This is a genomic window from Amycolatopsis sp. lyj-84 (genome assembly GCF_046549075.1).
In the GTDB taxonomy this organism is placed as follows: domain Bacteria; phylum Actinomycetota; class Actinomycetes; order Mycobacteriales; family Pseudonocardiaceae; genus Amycolatopsis.
Window position 1 is genome coordinate 1 of sequence record NZ_JAJPWO010000009.1, and the last position, 15855, is coordinate 15855.

14 protein-coding genes are annotated in these 15855 nt (G+C 68.5%); 5 read left to right on the forward strand and 9 right to left on the reverse strand.

Features of this window, described 5'->3' with window-relative positions:
* Positions 1-277: 277 nt before the first annotated feature.
* The 3 genes from ACLJRM_RS26160 to ACLJRM_RS26170 form a co-directional block, all read right to left on the reverse strand.
* Positions 278-1177, reverse strand: coding sequence for an alpha/beta fold hydrolase (locus ACLJRM_RS26160; protein WP_410664542.1), 900 nt, complete (start codon positions 1175-1177; stop codon positions 278-280).
* A 145-nt stretch (positions 1178-1322) separates the two neighbouring features.
* Positions 1323-2099, reverse strand: a complete 777-nt coding sequence (locus ACLJRM_RS26165; protein ID WP_410664543.1) for a hypothetical protein — start codon at positions 2097-2099, stop codon at positions 1323-1325.
* Between the two features lie 92 nt (positions 2100-2191).
* Entirely contained in the window at positions 2192-5389 is a 3198-nt protein-coding gene (locus ACLJRM_RS26170; RefSeq protein WP_410664544.1) for an ATP-binding protein, read from the reverse strand.
* Between the two features lie 72 nt (positions 5390-5461).
* On the opposite strand from ACLJRM_RS26170, the gene ACLJRM_RS26175 reads away from it, so the two are divergent.
* The 3 genes from ACLJRM_RS26175 (at position 5462) to ACLJRM_RS26185 (ending at position 9254) form a co-directional block, all read left to right on the forward strand.
* The gene (locus tag ACLJRM_RS26175) at positions 5462-6964 is read left to right on the forward strand and encodes an MFS transporter (protein WP_101607231.1); all 1503 of its coding nucleotides are present in this window, start codon (positions 5462-5464) and stop codon (positions 6962-6964) included.
* Positions 6965-7208: 244 nt separating this feature from the next.
* Positions 7209-8354, forward strand: coding sequence for a hypothetical protein (locus ACLJRM_RS26180; RefSeq protein ID WP_101607230.1), 1146 nt, complete (start codon positions 7209-7211; stop codon positions 8352-8354).
* Between the two features lie 147 nt (positions 8355-8501).
* Positions 8502-9254 carry a nucleotidyltransferase domain-containing protein gene (locus ACLJRM_RS26185; RefSeq protein WP_410664545.1) on the forward strand — a complete coding sequence of 251 codons (753 nt, stop codon included), beginning with the start codon at positions 8502-8504 and terminating at the stop codon, positions 9252-9254.
* Positions 9255-9275: 21 nt separating this feature from the next.
* On the opposite strand, the gene ACLJRM_RS26190 is transcribed toward ACLJRM_RS26185, so the two are convergent.
* A complete protein-coding gene (locus tag ACLJRM_RS26190; RefSeq protein ID WP_101607228.1) occupies positions 9276-10064 on the reverse strand; it encodes an LLM class flavin-dependent oxidoreductase in 789 nt (262 codons plus the stop codon).
* A 104-nt stretch (positions 10065-10168) separates the two neighbouring features.
* On the opposite strand from ACLJRM_RS26190, the gene ACLJRM_RS26195 reads away from it, so the two are divergent.
* On the forward strand, positions 10169-10753 hold the full coding sequence (locus tag ACLJRM_RS26195) for a dihydrofolate reductase family protein (RefSeq protein WP_410664546.1): 585 nt from the start codon (positions 10169-10171) through the stop codon (positions 10751-10753).
* A 15-nt stretch (positions 10754-10768) separates the two neighbouring features.
* Here the strand turns inward: ACLJRM_RS26195 and ACLJRM_RS26200 are convergent, their stop codons facing one another.
* Positions 10769-11776 (reverse strand): RNA polymerase subunit sigma-70, encoded by a 1008-nt coding sequence (locus ACLJRM_RS26200; protein ID WP_410664547.1) that lies wholly within the window; start codon positions 11774-11776, stop codon positions 10769-10771.
* A gap of 180 nt (positions 11777-11956) precedes the next feature.
* On the reverse strand, positions 11957-12358 hold the full coding sequence (locus ACLJRM_RS26205) for an HPF/RaiA family ribosome-associated protein (RefSeq protein ID WP_101613132.1): 402 nt from the start codon (positions 12356-12358) through the stop codon (positions 11957-11959).
* Positions 12359-12774: 416 nt separating this feature from the next.
* Here ACLJRM_RS26205 and ACLJRM_RS26210 point away from each other — a divergent pair, with 416 nt between their 5' ends.
* Positions 12775-12930 (forward strand): hypothetical protein, encoded by a 156-nt coding sequence (locus ACLJRM_RS26210; RefSeq protein WP_101607226.1) that lies wholly within the window; start codon positions 12775-12777, stop codon positions 12928-12930.
* Between the two features lie 207 nt (positions 12931-13137).
* Here the strand turns inward: ACLJRM_RS26210 and ACLJRM_RS26215 are convergent, their stop codons facing one another.
* The 3 genes from ACLJRM_RS26215 to ACLJRM_RS26225 form a co-directional block, all read right to left on the reverse strand.
* Positions 13138-13905 (reverse strand): twin-arginine translocation pathway signal protein, encoded by a 768-nt coding sequence (locus ACLJRM_RS26215; protein WP_101607225.1) that lies wholly within the window; start codon positions 13903-13905, stop codon positions 13138-13140.
* 331 nt (positions 13906-14236) lie between these two features.
* Positions 14237-15121: a CU044_5270 family protein gene (locus ACLJRM_RS26220; protein WP_410664548.1), complete on the reverse strand. Its 885-nt coding sequence runs from the start codon at positions 15119-15121 to the stop codon at positions 14237-14239.
* Entirely contained in the window at positions 15114-15686 is a 573-nt protein-coding gene (locus ACLJRM_RS26225) for an RNA polymerase sigma factor (RefSeq protein ID WP_168214296.1), read from the reverse strand. Before ACLJRM_RS26225 ends, ACLJRM_RS26220 begins: the two co-directional genes overlap by 8 nt.
* Between the last annotated feature and the right edge of the window lie 169 nt (positions 15687-15855).

Sequence of the window (15855 nt, forward strand, 5' to 3'; positions counted from 1 at the left end):
CTCGCCGCGGTCGCCGCACGACTCAACAACCGCCCCCGCAAAACACTCGACTGGCACACCCCACTCGAGAAACTCACCACGCTACTGTCCTAACAGAGCACGTTGCGACCACCACATGAATCCGCCCCACTTTCGCGACATCTGATGTCCCGAAAGTGGCTTTCGCGACACGGCCACACGGCATCGGACGCGGCGAAGGACACCTTCATCCGTCACCGGCCCCGCCACCTTTGACTTACCCCTCAATAGAACATCCAGCCAGCAGTCCTTGGCCTTCCTAGGAACACACCGACGCGAGATGTGCGAGGAGCAGTGCCGTCGTGGTCTCGGCGGCCTCTTCGGGGATGTTGTGCCCGATCCCTTCGAGATTCTCCAGCCGGTACGGTCCGGTGACCCAGTTCTTGGTCGCCGCCACACCCGAGGGGGCGACCATGCGATCCTTCGTGCTCGCGATGAAGAGCGTCGGCACGGTGACCCGCTGCTCGTAACCCGTGAAATCGTTGGCCCGGTACCAGTTCAACGCGGCGGTCAGGGCGCCCGGTTCGGAAAGCCGCCGGAAGTACTCCGCGCACTTCTCCGGCGAGGCACCCGGAATCTTGGGCGGCCCGCCCGAGAGAATCCAGTTCTCCGGGATCGGGGCCGGCGCCCGGAAGTCGTCCATGTACTTGGACGCCTCCTGCTGCACGGGATCGGTCCGCAGCGCCTCGGCGAAGGCGCCGAGATGCGGCACGGAAACAGCGGTCAGCGACCGCACCCGGCGTGCGTACTTCGCCGCGGCGACCCAGGCGACCGCGGCGCCCCAGTCGTGTCCGACCAGGTCGAACCGGTGCCAGCCGAGGGAATCGGCCATCGCCCGGACGTCCCGGACGGCGTGATCCAGGTGGTAGTTCTCGATCCCGAGAGGGCGTACGCCCGGTGAGTAGCCCCGTTGGTCGGGAGCCACCGCCCGGTAACCGGCGGCGGCGAGTGCGCTCAACTGATGCTCCCACTCGATGCCGAACTCCGGGAATCCGTGCAACAACAGTACTTTCCGGCCGTGCCGCGGACCGGCGGCCACCGCGTCAAAGGTCCCGGCGGGAGTGGGGATCCGCAGCGGTTTGATCCGCGCCGGCTCGGCGGCTTGTGCGGTGCCCGCGATGCCCAGGGACGCCACGCCGATGGCGGCCGTGGCACTCATGGTGAGGAAACCGCGACGAGAAGGAGAGAACGACATGCGGCCAGCCTGTCGGCCGAGCAAGACGAAGAACATCGGGAACACCCCCGTCATCCCACTGGTGCAGGCCCTACCAACGGCGGGCCTGGCTTCGTCGGAGGCTCTGGCGTCACCCTGCCGGGATCCGCCGGGTTTCGACGATCTTGGCGTTGTAGTGGGCACCGTTCACGACCGTGGTCTCGAGAAGAACCTCGAAGTGCTCCATCTTCTTCATCGTGCGAAGAAACTTCCGGTCTCCGAGCTTTTCCGCCGCAGCGGCGGTGCCGTGTTCCCAGCACCCCGCCACGATGACGATCTCCGAGGTGTCCGGCGCCAAGGGATTTCGCGTCCGGATGATCAAGGCGTGGTCACTGACCGGATACCCTGACTCGTCGTACTGCGGCGCGAACACGCGGCCGGTGCGCACATCGTGCACCACGGCCGCCTCATGGTCCCGATCTTCAGCGAAACCGTAGGAGATCACTCCGGTCAGGTTCTCCAACATCGTCCTCGCCACGGCATTCGCCACCGGCCCGCCGATCAGGACCAGGTCCGAACTCAGCTCACGCGGCGACAGCTGCCTCGACTCCGCGATCCTGCCGGCGAACCCCAGTTTGCGGAGCTGGGCCTCGATTTCCACCAGCGCCCCGATATCTCCCATCCCCACCACACCCGCCCTGGCCCACCGCCGTTGCTGCCCCAAGTCATGAGCCCCCAGGACGATCAACGGATGACGACCACCCAGCGCCCGCCAGAACCTGCGCGCACGGACCAGGCCGAGGCGCCGTCTCGCATTCGTCGACAACCAGACCAGGACGCCCCCGATGGCCGCCGCGATCAGATTGCTGGAGATGTCGGGCAAAGCTTGGACCAGCCAACCGCCGACACCCCCGACAGCCAGGCCCATACACAGCCACCCCTCACCGACACGATCCCCTCCCCCAGTCGCACCCGGCCCGCGCCCTGTTACCGCCGGTTCAAACCGCCGACGTCATCGGCTCACACGCTCGACCACGAGGAATGACCGTCGGCGCCCCGGGCGAATTCGGCGGCGTACGCGGCTTCGCCCAAGGCATCGCGCGCTCGCGCCGCGATGCGGTCGACGTCGTCCTGTTCACCGGCGGGCAGGGGCATCCCGACCGAACGCCGGGCCGCCTCGGCCTGTCCGAGCAGCCTCGCCGCCTCCCCCGCGTGGCCCGCCAGTCCCTGTGCACCGGCCAGGCCCTCCAGCGCCAGGGCGATCGTGCGGGGATCCCCGGTGCCGCGGGCGACGGACAGGCCTTCCTGCTGGAGCTTCAGCGCGGAAGCCGCCTCGCCCCTCAGCTCGGCGACGAATCCCAGTTCGGCGAGGATCAACGCGGGCAGACCGGTTTCGTGCGCCATCTTCCGGTGCAGGTCGAGCACGTTCCGCAGGTGTGTCTCCGCGGCATCGAGGTCGCCTTCCCGGCGCGCTCCCATTCCGAGCCCGATCTCGGCGAACAACTCGGCGACCACGTTCGACAGCTCGACCGCGAGCAGCCTTCCGCGCTCGTGGAACTCCCGGGCTCGCGGATAGTCCCTGGTGAGCAAGGCGATCCGGCCCAGCCCCGAAAGCCGGAAGGACACCTCCGTCCACAGCCCGAGCTCCTCGGCCATCCGCAGTCCCTCACGGCACAGCCGTCCGGCGCGTTCGTAGTCGCCCGTCGACTCGGCCAGTGCCTGGAGCGGCTCCATGGCCTTCACCTGCCCCCACTGATCACCCAGCTCGCGAAAGAGCTCCAGGCTCTGCTCACCGTGGCGCCGCAGCGCGTCAAAGTCCCCCACCAGCATGGCGTAGAACGCCAGGCTGCTCAGCGCGGCTGCTGTGCCCCATCGGTCGTCGAGCAACCGGAATGTCGCCAGCGCCGATTCGGCCAGCTTCCGGCTCGGCGACACATCGCTGATGGCGAACAGGTTCAACCCCAGGAACCATTCGGCGCGAGCCTTGCCGAGCGGATCGTCGATCTCCTCGTACGGTCGCAGCGCTTCGCGGCATTTCGCGACCGGGTCGGCGCTTCCGCCGAGCAGCAGCCGGACGCCGCCCAGCCGGCCCGAGGCACCGGCCACCAGTGCGGGCGGCGCTTCGTCGCCGACCGACAGCGCCAGCGCCAGCGACCGCTCGGCCTCGCCGTTCCGCCCGCGCAGGTACCAGTACCAGGCCATCGCGTTGACCAGGCGCAGGGCGTGTCCGCCGTCTTCGGCCCGTACGGCGCCTTCCAATGCGGTCCGCAGATTCGCGGCCTCGGCGTCCAGCAGGCGAAGCCACCGGCGCTGCCCGTGCTCCCGCAGCCGCGGCTCGGCCCGCTCGGCCAGTTCCGTGTAGTACGCGCGATGCCGGAGCTGGAGCGCGTCGAACTCACCGGCTTCGGTCAGCCGTTCGAGGCAGTAGGCGGTGACCGACTCCAGCATCCGGTACCGGGCGCCGTCGTGCGTGTCGATCAGGACGACCAGCGAACAGTCCACCAGCCGGGCGAGGAGGTCGAGGACCTCCGCCCGGTCCACCCCGTCCCCCGCACAGACCTCCTCGGCCGCGGCGAGCGTGCAGCCGTCGGCGTGCACGGCCAGGCGCCGCAGCACCACCCGCTCCGGCTCGCCCAGCAGGTCCCAGGTCCAGTCGATGACCGCCCGCAGCGTCCGCTGGCGTGCCGGGGCGCCTCGCGTGCTCACCAGCAGGCGGAAACGGTCGTCCAGCCGGGCGGCCAGTTCGTGCACGCCCAGGGTCCGGACCCGGGTCGCGGCCATCTCCAACGCCAGGGGAAGCCCGTCGAGGCGGCGGCAGAGGGAGACGACGGCGTCGACGGTGGTCTCGTCGAGGACGAACCGTGGCGCGGACGCCGCCGCTCGCGCCACGAACAGCTCCACGGCGCTGAACCCGCGTATCTCCTCAAGGCTCAGGCCCGCCTCGGCCGCCGGGCGTACCAGCGGAGGCACTTCACTGAGCCGTTCACCGGCGACACCGAGCGGGAGCTGGCTGGTGGCCAGGAAATGCAGGGCAGGCGCCACCTTCAGCAACTGCTCGGCGAGTTCCGCGACGGGCGTGGCGACGTGCTCGCAGTTGTCCAAGATCAGCAGGGTGGGCCGGTCACCCACGGCGCGTGCGACGCGTTCGGCCCGCGGCAGCGGCTTCCCGGAATCGTCGCGGACCCCGAGTGCCGCGTCGACCACCGAGGTCACCTCGGTCCGCCCCGGTGACGGATCGAGCGCGGAGAACTCTGCCAGGTGGACGCCGCCGGGAAACGCCGAGCCGAGCCGAGCGGCGACAGCCAGCGCCAGCCGCGTCTTGCCGACGCCGCCGGGCCCGGTCAGCGTCACCAGCCGATGCGCGCTCAGCAGCGAACGCAGCTCCTCGATCGCCTCGTCGCGGCCGACGAGGCCGGTCAGTGGGGCCGGCAGGGTGGCCGGCGGGCGGGCCACGGTGGTCGCGGGGACGGGCGGGGCGGCCAGCGCCGGATCCTGGGTGAGGATCGCCTGGTACAGCGCGGTGAGTTCGGCGCCGGGATCGACCCCCAGTTCCTCGACCAGCCGGGTGCGCAGATCGGTGTAGCTGCCGAGCGCGGCGCTCTGCCGTCCGGCCAGGTACAGCGCCCGGACGTGGACCGCGCGCAACCGCTCCCGTAGCGGATGCAGGGCGACGAGGTCTCCCAGCTCGTCGGCCACCAGCGCGTGTTCGCCCAGCTCGACCCGAGTCTCGGCGGCTTCCTCGATCGCGGTCAGCCGCTGCTCCTCCCACCGGGCGGCCACGGCACGCGCGAACTCCTCGTCGGCGAAGCCGGCGAACGCGGGCCCGCGCCAGACGGCCAGCGCGTCCGCGAGCAGAACGGCCCGTACGTGTGGTTCGACGGCCTTGCGGGCCCGGGTCAGCAGTTCCTGGAAGTGGTCCGCGTCCGTACCGCCCCGCAGTTCGTAGCCGAGCGGGCCCGACACCACCAGGGAGCGCGCGCCCGGCTCGGCGTCCTCCAGCGCTCGCCGCAGCTGCCACACCTTGGTCTGCAGCACGGCGAGCGGATCACCCGGCCGCTTGGCGCCCCACAGGAACTCGACGAGCCGGTCGGCGGAGACCGGGCGTCCGGCGTGCGCCAGGAGACAGGCCAGCAGCGCACGGACCTTCCGTCCGGGGACCGCCACCGTCGCCCCGCCGGCCGCCCACACCACGAGTGGCCCGAGCACTCCGAAACGCATACGGCCAGGCTAACCCCCGGACCGAGAGCGAACCGAGAGCGGCTCAGGAGCGGCACGGCGCACCGTTCGGGCATGTCATCGAACACCGAGGAAACCGGCATCCGGAAAGCCGGGACCCGGGAATGGCTGGGGCTCGCCGCGCTGGCCCTGCCCACCCTGCTGATCGCCCTCGACCAGAGCGTCCTGTACCTGGCGTTGCCGCATCTCGCCGAGGGATTGCGTCCCACCGGCACCCAGACGCTGTGGATCATGGACATCTACGGCTTCATGATCGCCGGCTTTCTCATCACCATGGGCAGGCTCGGGGACCGGGTCGGCCGCCGCAAGCTGCTGATGATCGGCGCCGCGGCCGTCGGCGTCACCTCGGTGCTGGCCGCCTTCTCCGGCAGTGCCGAGCAGCTCATCGTCACCCGCGCGCTGCTCGGTATCGCCGCCGCGACGCTGATGCCCTCCACTCTCGCGCTGATCGGCACCCTGTTCCACGACCCGGCCCAGCGCGGCCGCGCCATCGCGGTCTGGGCCGGATGCTTCATGGGAGGCACCGCGCTCGGACCGGTGATCGGCGGCGCGCTGCTCGAGTTCTTCTGGTGGGGCTCGGTGTTCCTGATCGGCGTGCCGGTCATGGTGATCCTGCTGATCGTCGCCCCGCTCGTGCTGCCGGAGTACAAGGACCCCGACGCCGAACGACTCGATCTGGTCAGCGTCGTGTTGTCGCTGGCGTCGATCCTGCTGACCATCTACGGGCTGAAGGAGCTGGCACGCCACGGCCTGGCGACCACACCGGTCGCCGCGCTCGTCGCAGGCATCGTCCTCGGCGCGGTGTTCGTGAGGCGGCAACGCAAACTGGCGGACCCGCTGCTGGACCTGGGCCTGTTCAAGATCAGCGCGTTCGCCGCGGCACTGGTGATCCTGGTCGTCACGATGATCGGCACCGGCGGGGCGTACCTCTTCGTCACCGGGTTCCTCCAGATGGTCGAAGGGCTCTCGCCGCTGGACGCGGGCCTGTGGCTGGTGCCCGCGGCCCTCGCGTCGATCCTCGCCGCGCAACTGGCCCCGATCGTCGCCAAGCGGTATCCACTCGGGACCGTCCTCGGGGCGGGCCTGCTCGTCGGCGTAGTCGGCTACCTGCTGCTCGCCTTCGTCGAACCGGGCGGGATGCCGCTGCTGGTGACCGGTTTCGTGATCGTCTTCGTCGGCGTCGGCACCCTCGGCGCGCTCGGCACCGACCTGGTCGTCGGATCCGCCCCACCGGAGCGGGGCGGATCCGCCGCGGCCCTCTCGTCCATCGGCGGTGACCTGGGCACCGCGCTCGGCATCGCCTTGTTCGGCAGCCTCGGTAACGCCGTCTACCGCGGTGTCGTCGAGATACCCGGCGGCGGGCCCGCCGTGGAAAGCATGGAGAACGCCGTCACGACCGCCCAGTCCCTGCCCGGCGATGCCGCCGCCGGGCTGCTGACCGCCGCCGGGGAGGCCTACACCAGCGGACTCAACGCGATCGCCCTCGCCTGCGCCGTCGTCTCCGCGATCAGCGCGGCCATCGCACTGACCGTGCTGCGCAAGAAGGCCGCGGCATGAGAACACCGGCTCGACAGATCGAGCCCCACTTGTGCCCATCGCGCTCCTGCCCACTACACCAGGTCAAGACGTAGCATGGTGATCAGGCGGCGGCGGTCGATCGGCCGCCGCTGTCATCCTTCTTCGGTTCTCCTCGCATGCCACAGCCGGTTCTGACCGGTCCGACTCACTCCACAGGAGACCCTCCATCACTGTTCCCGTCGTTCTGCCGTACGCCGTCAGCGCTCCTCGTTCCCTCACCGATGTGTACGGTCCCGGCATCGCCGTCTGCGCACGCCCCGAACTGGCCGCCACCGAACCTGTGAACAGGCACCGCCACACCCGCGACGTGGTTTCCGCGCGACCGATCGCTGTCGCGGCCGACATGCCCGTGATCTGCAGCGCCGGTGGCACGGACCCGGATTTGCTGGCACACCTGCGTGACAGCGGCCTGCCTGTCGGCACCGACCTGCGCGAGTTCCGAACCGAAAGGGAATTCGCCACCCGCGTGACCGAAGCGATATCCGACGGCCTGCTGATGTCGATGGAATACCCGCAGCCGACCACGCTGTGCCCGGACGAACGCGCGCTCAAAAGCGCGCAACTCGTCGGCTATTTGAACAACAAAGCCAGCATCACCACGTTGGTCGATCCACGTTTCCAAGCGCACCGCAGCGTCGTGACCCGCGGGCAACTCGCGGAGGCAGCACCGGCGGAGAAGTCGTGGGTTCTCAAGGCCGCGACCAACGACGCGCACGGCGGCAGCCTCGATGTCTATCTGCATCAGGCCGACGAACAGATCACGCTGCCGGCTTTCACCGATGTTCTCAACGAGTTCGTCGTCGAGGAGTACCTGCAGATCCTGCGCAACTGGGGCCTGCAGTTCTACGTGGCAGCGGACGCGCGGGCCCGCCTGCTGGCCGTGACCGAACAACGCGTCGACGCGATCGGGGTCTATGCCGGCGGCAGATTCGGTGCGGTCACCACTCCTCCTGCCGAACTGCTCGCCGAATGCCTGGCGATCACCCAGCGCGCGGCCGATGTCGGCTATCGCGGCCTGTGCAGTCTCGACTGCGCCGAAACCCGGGACGGCCAGCAGGTCGTACTCGACCTGAACTTCCGGATCACCAGTGGCTCGATCCCTTTGCTGGCTATGCAGTCCGCCCGCCCCGACACCCTTGACCACCCCGCCGAATCCGTGAAGCTGACCGTCGCCGGTGCACTCACCGACCTGCTCGCCGAGATCCGTCCGGCCTTGGCCGCCGGCGGCCTGCTCGTCGTGGCTGGTCATGACACCGGCCACACGGACAATCCGATCCGGCAAAGCACCCTGCAACTACTGGTCCTCGGGGACGACCCCGACGAGGTGACCGCTCGACGCCGTGCGCTGGAAGAGAAAATCGGCCAATAGCGTTCGGCCGCGGAGTGAAATCCTTACCCCGCAAGAAGTCCTGAACGAGCAGGATCCCACTCTTGACGTGTCTTTCTCTGGTTATCAGGGAAAGACACGTCAAGGACAGGATGGTTTGTTCGCATGTCACTGGTAACGTACGGCGTCGTGTTCACAACAGTCGAGCGAGACCGTGTCCGTGACGAGCTGGTGGCGGCGGCAAAGGCCGAACCGAGGGTCACGGCGGCGGGATTCGCCGGATCAAGTGCACACGGCAAAGAAGACCGCTGGTCGGACATCGACCTGGCGCTGCGCTTGGCTCCCGACGTCGACTACGACGAATTCGTCGCACTATGGACCGAATCGCTCTATCGCAAGCACAATGCGATCACCCATCTGGATGTGCGGGCGGGAAACACGTTGTTCAGGGTGTTCTTGCTGCCCGGCACTCTCCAGGTCGATATCGCGTTCTGGCACGACGAAGACTTCGGCGCGACCGGTCCGCGTTTCGAAGTGCTTTTCGGTGAAGCGAACGATGTCGAGAAGACAAAGTCACCGATGGCGCGGGACCTCATCGACTGGGCTTGGCTCTACGCGCTGCATGCCAGGTCGAGCATCGCCAGGCGTCGAGTCCGGCAGGCGGAATACATGATCAGCGGAATGCGCGACGGGATCTTCACTCTCGCTTGCCTGCGCCACGATGTGCCCGCCACTCAAGGCCGGGGCATCGACGATCTCCCCGCCGAGACGGCCGACCCGATCATGGACGCGCTGGTGCGCTCGGTGGACCCCGCCGAGCTGAGCCGGGCGTTCACTGCCGCGTGCGAGGCTTTGCTGACCGAGGCCGAGCAGGTCGATCCGGACTACGCCGAGCGGCTCGCACCCTCACTCCGTGAGTTGGCCGCCGGCGCAAACCCGTGACCGACGAGGGCCGCCCGGTTGTCAGCGGGACAGCGCGGCGATGAGCGGGCCCGGGTCGGGGTGCTCCGACGTGCCTTGCAGGATGACGGAGGTGGCGCCGGCCGCGCCCAGTTCGGCGATCAGGGCGCGGGCCCGGTCGCCGAGGGCGGGTGCGTCCTGCTCGATCTCCGCGAAGGTGACTACCTGCGGCGCCGGCCGTCCCGCGGCCCGTGCGGCCTCCGTGGCACGGGCTTTCTCCGACGCGACGTACTCGGGGGTGGCGAGCGGGGAGTCGAGGAGCACGCCGTCGCCCACCTCTCCGGCCAGCGCGACGGTCTTCGGCCCCCGCGCGCCGATGATCAGGGGCGGGACCTGCACCGGCGGCCAGTCCAGTGCCACCGCGTCGAGGGTCACATAGCGTCCGGTCACGCTGACGGTCTCGCCGTGCAGCAGCCGCCGGACGGCGTCGGCGTGCTCGCGCAGCAACGTCATCGGCGACGCGGCCCGGGCGCCGACCTGCGCCATCCAGTCGAGCACCCCGTGCCCGACGGCCGGGACGAACCGGCCGGGGAACAGCCGCGCCAGCGTCGCGATCTCCATGGCGGCGACGGCCGGGTTGCGCAGCGGCACCGGCATCAGCCCGATCCCGACGGTGAGCCGCTCGCTCCACGCCAGCGCGGCCGCGGCACTGGTGGGACCACCTTCGAGAAAGCAGTCTTCCCACAGCCACAACTCGTCGATACCGGCCTCGTCAGCCGCGACGACGGTCTTTCGCAGCTCCTCCGGCGGCAACTGCGGACGGAACACCACACCAACACGAACCTCGGCCATACCTTCTACGCTAGTCCCACCTCCCGGATCTCCGCCGCAGAACCGATCAGGTTTTCGCGCCGCACCCGTCTGTACAGGTGAGATCGACTCACGGAGGCTGACGCATGCGGAAACTGACCTTTGGCATGAACGTGACCCTGGACGGCTACATCGCCGCGCCCGGCGACGACCTCGGGTGGAGCGGGGGTGAGGGCCCGGACTCGTCACCGAGCGACGAGCTGTTCCAGTGGTGGTCCGACCGGGTGGCGGCGACGGGTCTGGCGCTGTACGGGCGCAAACTGTGGGAGGCGATGAGTTCCCACTGGCCGACCGCCGACCGGCGGCCCGGCGCCACACCGGCGGTGATCGAGTACGCCCGTCGCTGGCGGGACATGCCGAAGGTGGTGTTCTCCTCGACGACCGGCACGGTCGACGGGAACACCCGCCTGGTCACCGGCGACGCGGTCACCGAGATCACCCGGCTCAAGGCCGAGGACGCCGGCCCGATGGACATCGGCGGCGCGACGCTCGCCGGGGCGGCCATGCGGGCCGGGCTGATCGACGAGTACGTGCTGGTCACCGTGCCGGTCTTGGTGGGCGGCGGCACGCCGTTCTTCACGGCGCTGGACAGCTGGGTGAACCTGAACCTGGTGGAGACCCGGACGTTTCCCGGCGGCGTGATGTTGACCCGATACGAGACGCGGCACTGATGGGGACTCGGGTGATCACAGTGTCCGCGGCAGGCCCAGCCATGGTTTGCCGGCGGCGTCGAATCCGGTGAGATCGGCGATCTTCCCGTCGACGATGTGCAGGACCGCGATGGCGAACAGCCGGTACTCCGGGTCGTCGGGGGTGCGCAGGTACAGCACGGCGGCGGGCATGCGGTTGACGGTCGTGGCGATACCGCGCCAGTCGTCGTGGCCGCGCTGGAAGAGCCCACCGGAGACCCAGCCGTCCACCGCTTCCTCGGCCGTCATGAGCACGGTGCCCGACTCGGGCAGCATCGCGAAGCGCAGGTCGTCGCGCAGCAGGGACATCAGCCCGTCGAGGTCGTTGCGCTCGTGGGCATCGATGTAGGACTTCACCACGCCGCGCTCGTCACTCGACAGCTCGTGGGTGGCGGGGCTCCGCCAGTCGAGGCGGCGGTCGGGCAGCTGTTCGCGCATCGTCACGCGCGCCCGTTGCAGTGCGCTGGTCACCGAGGCGACGGTCAGCTCGAGGGCTTCGGCGGCCTTCGACGCCGGCCAGCCGAGGACGTCGCGCAGGATGAACACCGCCCGCTGCCGCGGCGGCAGGTACTGGACGGCGACGATGAACGCCAGTTCGATCGTCTCCCGCGCCACCACCGATTCCTGCGGGTCCTCGGGGAGCATCCGGTCGGGGTACGGCTGCAGGTACAGCAGCTCGGAGCCGGGGTCCGACAGCCCGGCCGGTACGGGTGTGCGGTCGTTGCGCTTCTCCAGGAAGTCGAGACAGGCGTTCGTCGCGATCCGGTACAGCCAAGTCCGCAGCGCGGCGTGGCCTTTGAACGACTCCCGCTTGTTCCACACTCGCAGGAACGTCTCCTGCGTCATGTCCTGGGCGTCTTCGTAGTTCGCGAGCATCCGGTAGCAGTGCACCTGCAGCTCACGCCGGTGGCGCTCCGTGATGAGCGCGAATCGCGCCGTATCGCCTGAGCGGGCCACCGCGATGAACGCGGCCTCGTCGGCGCCCAGCGGTCCAGCGTCGGTCATGGTCATCGATCCTTCCACCGGGGCGAGGGGGTCACCAGAAATGACGACGCGGCGGAGGATTTCTGATCGGTGGAGTCGCTGACGCTGGGCCGTCGTCAGGGAGGCCGGGTCAGGTAGGTGGCCGCGGACGGCCGAGCGGGTGCACCGGATCCCGGCACACCCGCTCGGCGAACAGCGAAGTCAGTTAGTGGTCGTAGCCTGCGTTTCGCTCTCGATCACGCCGACCTGCTCAGGATCCTCCGGGGCGGCCATGTGGCGAATGCTTTCGCTGCCCTTGTGGTCGTGGGCGCGGGAATGCCGGGAATCCAGCAGACTCCTCAGTTTGTGCGCCGCACCGGCGTACGCGTCGTCCACCGTCGCCGCATGATGGGTGACCACGACGGGTTGCTTGCCTCCGGGGCGCGCTTCGATCACGCACTTCTTGTCTTCCGCCTTGGCACCTCCGTTGTCGCTGAGGTGCACCTCCACCCGGGTCAACCACCCTACGAACCTGGACAGGCTGCTCTCCAGATCCGTCTTCACGTAGGTAGCCAGGCGTTCGCCGCCGTGGACGTTGTGGTCGGTGTTGACTTGGATCTGCACGAGCACCCCTCCGCAGGAAGACAGCGATGATCTCCTTCAGTACCACGGGGACGAGTGGTTCAAACCGCACACGAGGATCGCGCCACCAAGGCCGCATAGCGTGACAGCGAGATGTGCCGCCGGCGCGCCATCTCCCTCAACTCCGCACCCGCCCGCCCACGACTGACCCCGCGGGCGACCAGCACGGCGATCGCTCGCTCGACATCACCAACGGGCACGAGCGCTTTCCTGCGAAACGACAACAAGATTCCTCCAGCGAGCCTTCACAACGACTCATCGCCACGTACCCATCGGCGGACGGATGAAACCTCCTACTTCGATGTTTGGCGCGGCACAGGCAGGGGAACAGGTAGGCAACGGTCCCCAATCGTGCCGGCAGATTCGTTTCGGCCGCGCAAAGAAAAGAGAGAGTCACCATGATCGTGCTCGGAGTCATCATCCTCGTGATCGGCCTGATCGTCGGCATTCCCGTGCTGACCACCATCGGCGCCGTACTCGCCGTCGTGGGTGTCGTTCTCGCGATCCTCGGCGGCACGGGACGCAAGGTGGGCGGCCGCGCTCACTGGTTCTGAGCCGGCCCTTCCCGCGAGGCCCCGGTCCACGCTCGATCGGACCGGGGCCTGTTCCGCTCCGGCCACGCTTCGAGCGCGGCCGGACTCAGTCTTCGCCTGGTCTCCTTCGATCCGAAGAACGGACATGCCGTCCGCCGCGTCAGCCCGTGACTGCGCGGCGGACGGCATGTCCGCTGTGACCTCAGATTCAGAGCAGCAGGGCTTGCGCTAGTCGGGACGGCCGACCTGGGTGTTCGCCAGGTCGAGACCGATCGCGAAGTCCGCCGTATAGCTGGTTCCGACCTGCTGTGGACGCAACAGCATTTGAGCTCCGCCACTGCGGTAGATCGAGTCGCGGCTGTTGGTCGTGTCGGCCGGACCTTTCCGCCGGTACGGTTCGGTCCGCAGATAGGCCGCGCCGAACTCGGGCGTGAAGTAAAGCTGCGACGTGAACTCGTACGGCCGGCCGTTGGTTCCGGTGGTTCGAATTTTGACGTGGATATGCAGCGTACGTCCCGTATACCAGCCTGGCAGAATGGTAGTGAACCGGGCAACCCCCGATTGGTCGGTATTCTGATAGCCGCGCAGGAATCGGCGGCCGGAACTTCCCTGCGACGGAATGTCCGAATACAGCCCGAACGCGTCGCACTGCCAGAGGTCGATCATCGCTCCCGGCAGTGGCGTGCACACCTGCTGGCGAATCTGCTGAATGGTGAAGTTGATTGCCAGCGCAGTGCCGGGAACCAGTTGTCCAGTGGCCGGCTCACTGCGGATATCGGAGCGGTTGAGCCGCTCGTCCACGAAGTACGGGCCCTCCATTTGTTCTGGCTTGACCACGCAATCCAGCGTGCAGATCTCGGGTGTGCCCGTGGTGGAGGTGGTGGCACTCGCCGTCGCGGATCCAGCGGCGGCGAGTGTCGCACCGGCGGCGCCGAGCAGAATCAACGCCTGCCGCCTACCGAGCACTCGTCCTACTGGCTCGTCATCGTCATGCATGGATTTCCTTTTCGCCGAATGATGGGAGCGGGAACTGAGCGCGACAAGAGCTTGCCGCAGGGTGCCGCGCGGATCCGATTGTCCGTCATGGCCAGTCCACTGTCGAGAAAGTTCACTCTGGCGCATCATACTTCGACATGAGCAGTATCTTTGATGGGCCAAATTCTCGAACCTCTACTACGGCATTTCGCCTACGACTTTATGAGGTTCAGGTTGAAAAAGTACAACAACAGCGACTATTTTCGCTTACCGCGTTTCGGGGAGGCAACTCATTTCGCATGCGGGGCGCGGAAGTGGCCGGGAGCGGGACACGCTCCCGGCCACCGATCCGCTACCCGGGCAGGACGTTGGTCCACTCGGCGTTGATCCCGGCGCCGGCGGGGTTGGCCACCTTGTACACCGCCCCGTCCATGGTGACGAAGACCGACGTCCCGTTCACCCGTCCGGTCGCCGGATCGACGACGAGCCGCTCGCCCTCGGGCAGCAACAGGCCATGCCCGCCCGGCACCGCACCGAGGTTTTGGACACCTGGATAGCCGGCGATCAAGCGGAAGGCCGTGGCCCGGACCTCCGGGGTGGCCGGCAGTGTGGACACCAGTGAGATCAACGACTGGAAGCCGGCTCGTTCCCGGTCGCTCGCGGTGAGCCTGCCCGCGCTCGTCCTGGCGTCGCTGCGCTCGAGGGCCTCGGCGATCCAGGCCTTCAACGCGTCCGGGTCCGCCGGCAGGGCACGCAACTGCTCGAGGGTCAGATCGACGGCGACCAGCGAGAACGGAGTGGCCGAATGCGCCCCGATCGGCATGACCTCGCCTCCCGTCTTCGCTCCCCGCATCCACGACTGGCCGTCCGGCTTGATCCAGTACTCGTACCCACTCGAAACAGCGGCGCCGTCCGCCTCGGTCACCTTCACGTGCCAGTAGGTGCCAGACCCCTCGGGGGAACGCTCGGCGGCGGTGGCGGCCGCGAGCAGGATCTCCTGCCCACTGACCGTTCGCACCGGCGGACCGTCGACCGGTGCGACCGGCATGGCCGCGATCGCCACGGCGGCAGCGGCGGCCGCCGTGAGCCCGGCCCCCGCGATCAGCCATCCGGTCCGCCGCCGGGAGACCCGGCCGCCGCGGATCCGGTTCTGGAGCCGGTGCCTGCTGCGGTCGACCACGTCCTGGGACGGCTCGTCCGTGGCCAGCGCGGCGCGCAGCGTCTGCAGGTCATTCATCGAGTGCCTCCGGGGTGAGGATGAAGTTGAGCTTCTTGCGTGCGCGGTTGAGCCGGGAACCGACCGTGCCGGAGGAGATACCGAGCGCCGCGGCCACTTCCTCGTACCCGAGCTGGCCGAGCGCCACGAGCATCAGCACGTCCCGTTCCCCGGCCGACAGCCGCGACAGCGCGTTCGCGAGCTGAGGAAGCAGCCGCCGGGCGGCCACCGACGCGACCACCCTGCTCTCGTGCCCCTCGACCGCCGGTGCGACGCTCACCCGTGCCAGCGCCCGATAGTGGCGAGCCTCCCTGCGGCGGTGCCTGGCCACCAGATTCGTGGCGATGCCGAACAACCAGACCCGCACCTCACCGCGTTCGGCGTCGAACGTGCCACGCCGGTCGAACGCGACGAGGAACGTCTCCGCGGCGATGTCCTCCGCGGTCTGCGCGTCCAGCCGGCCGGCCACATACCGGTAGATGGCCGCGAAGTAGCGGTCGTGCACTTCGGTGAACAGCTCCGGGTCCTGAGGCAACCGGGCGGCCAGGTCGGCATCGGTCACCTGCTCGCCCGTTCCCGCCGTCATATGTCCGCCTCTGACATGTGGATCCTTCCCGTCGACGGTCAGCTTTCACCACCACTTCGCCGTCGGCCGGTTTCTTCTTCCCACCCGGCTGCGACTCACCGGCATGACAGGACTCGAGGCTTGCTGTTTATCGGGTCGCTGTCGGCGTGGTGGCGCGGCTAACGTGGCC

Bases quoted from the DNA above. Each gene is read 5' to 3' on its own strand.
- ACLJRM_RS26160 (WP_410664542.1), bottom strand. From the start codon at position 1,177: ATGAGTGCCACGGCCGCCATCGGCGTGGCGTCCCTGGGCATCGCGGGC.
- ACLJRM_RS26165 (WP_410664543.1), bottom strand. From the start codon at position 2,099: ATGGGCCTGGCTGTCGGGGGTGTCGGCGGTTGGCTGGTCCAAGCTTTG.
- ACLJRM_RS26170 (WP_410664544.1), bottom strand. From the start codon at position 5,389: ATGCGTTTCGGAGTGCTCGGGCCACTCGTGGTGTGGGCGGCCGGCGGG.
- ACLJRM_RS26175 (WP_101607231.1), top strand. From the start codon at position 5,462: ATGTCATCGAACACCGAGGAAACCGGCATCCGGAAAGCCGGGACCCGG.
- ACLJRM_RS26190 (WP_101607228.1), bottom strand. From the start codon at position 10,064: ATGGCCGAGGTTCGTGTTGGTGTGGTGTTCCGTCCGCAGTTGCCGCCG.
- ACLJRM_RS26195 (WP_410664546.1), top strand. From the start codon at position 10,169: ATGCGGAAACTGACCTTTGGCATGAACGTGACCCTGGACGGCTACATC.
- ACLJRM_RS26200 (WP_410664547.1), bottom strand. From the start codon at position 11,776: ATGACCGACGCTGGACCGCTGGGCGCCGACGAGGCCGCGTTCATCGCG.
- ACLJRM_RS26210 (WP_101607226.1), top strand. From the start codon at position 12,775: ATGATCGTGCTCGGAGTCATCATCCTCGTGATCGGCCTGATCGTCGGC.
- ACLJRM_RS26215 (WP_101607225.1), bottom strand. From the start codon at position 13,905: ATGCATGACGATGACGAGCCAGTAGGACGAGTGCTCGGTAGGCGGCAG.
- ACLJRM_RS26220 (WP_410664548.1), bottom strand. From the start codon at position 15,121: ATGAATGACCTGCAGACGCTGCGCGCCGCGCTGGCCACGGACGAGCCG.
- ACLJRM_RS26225 (WP_168214296.1), bottom strand. From the start codon at position 15,686: ATGACGGCGGGAACGGGCGAGCAGGTGACCGATGCCGACCTGGCCGCC.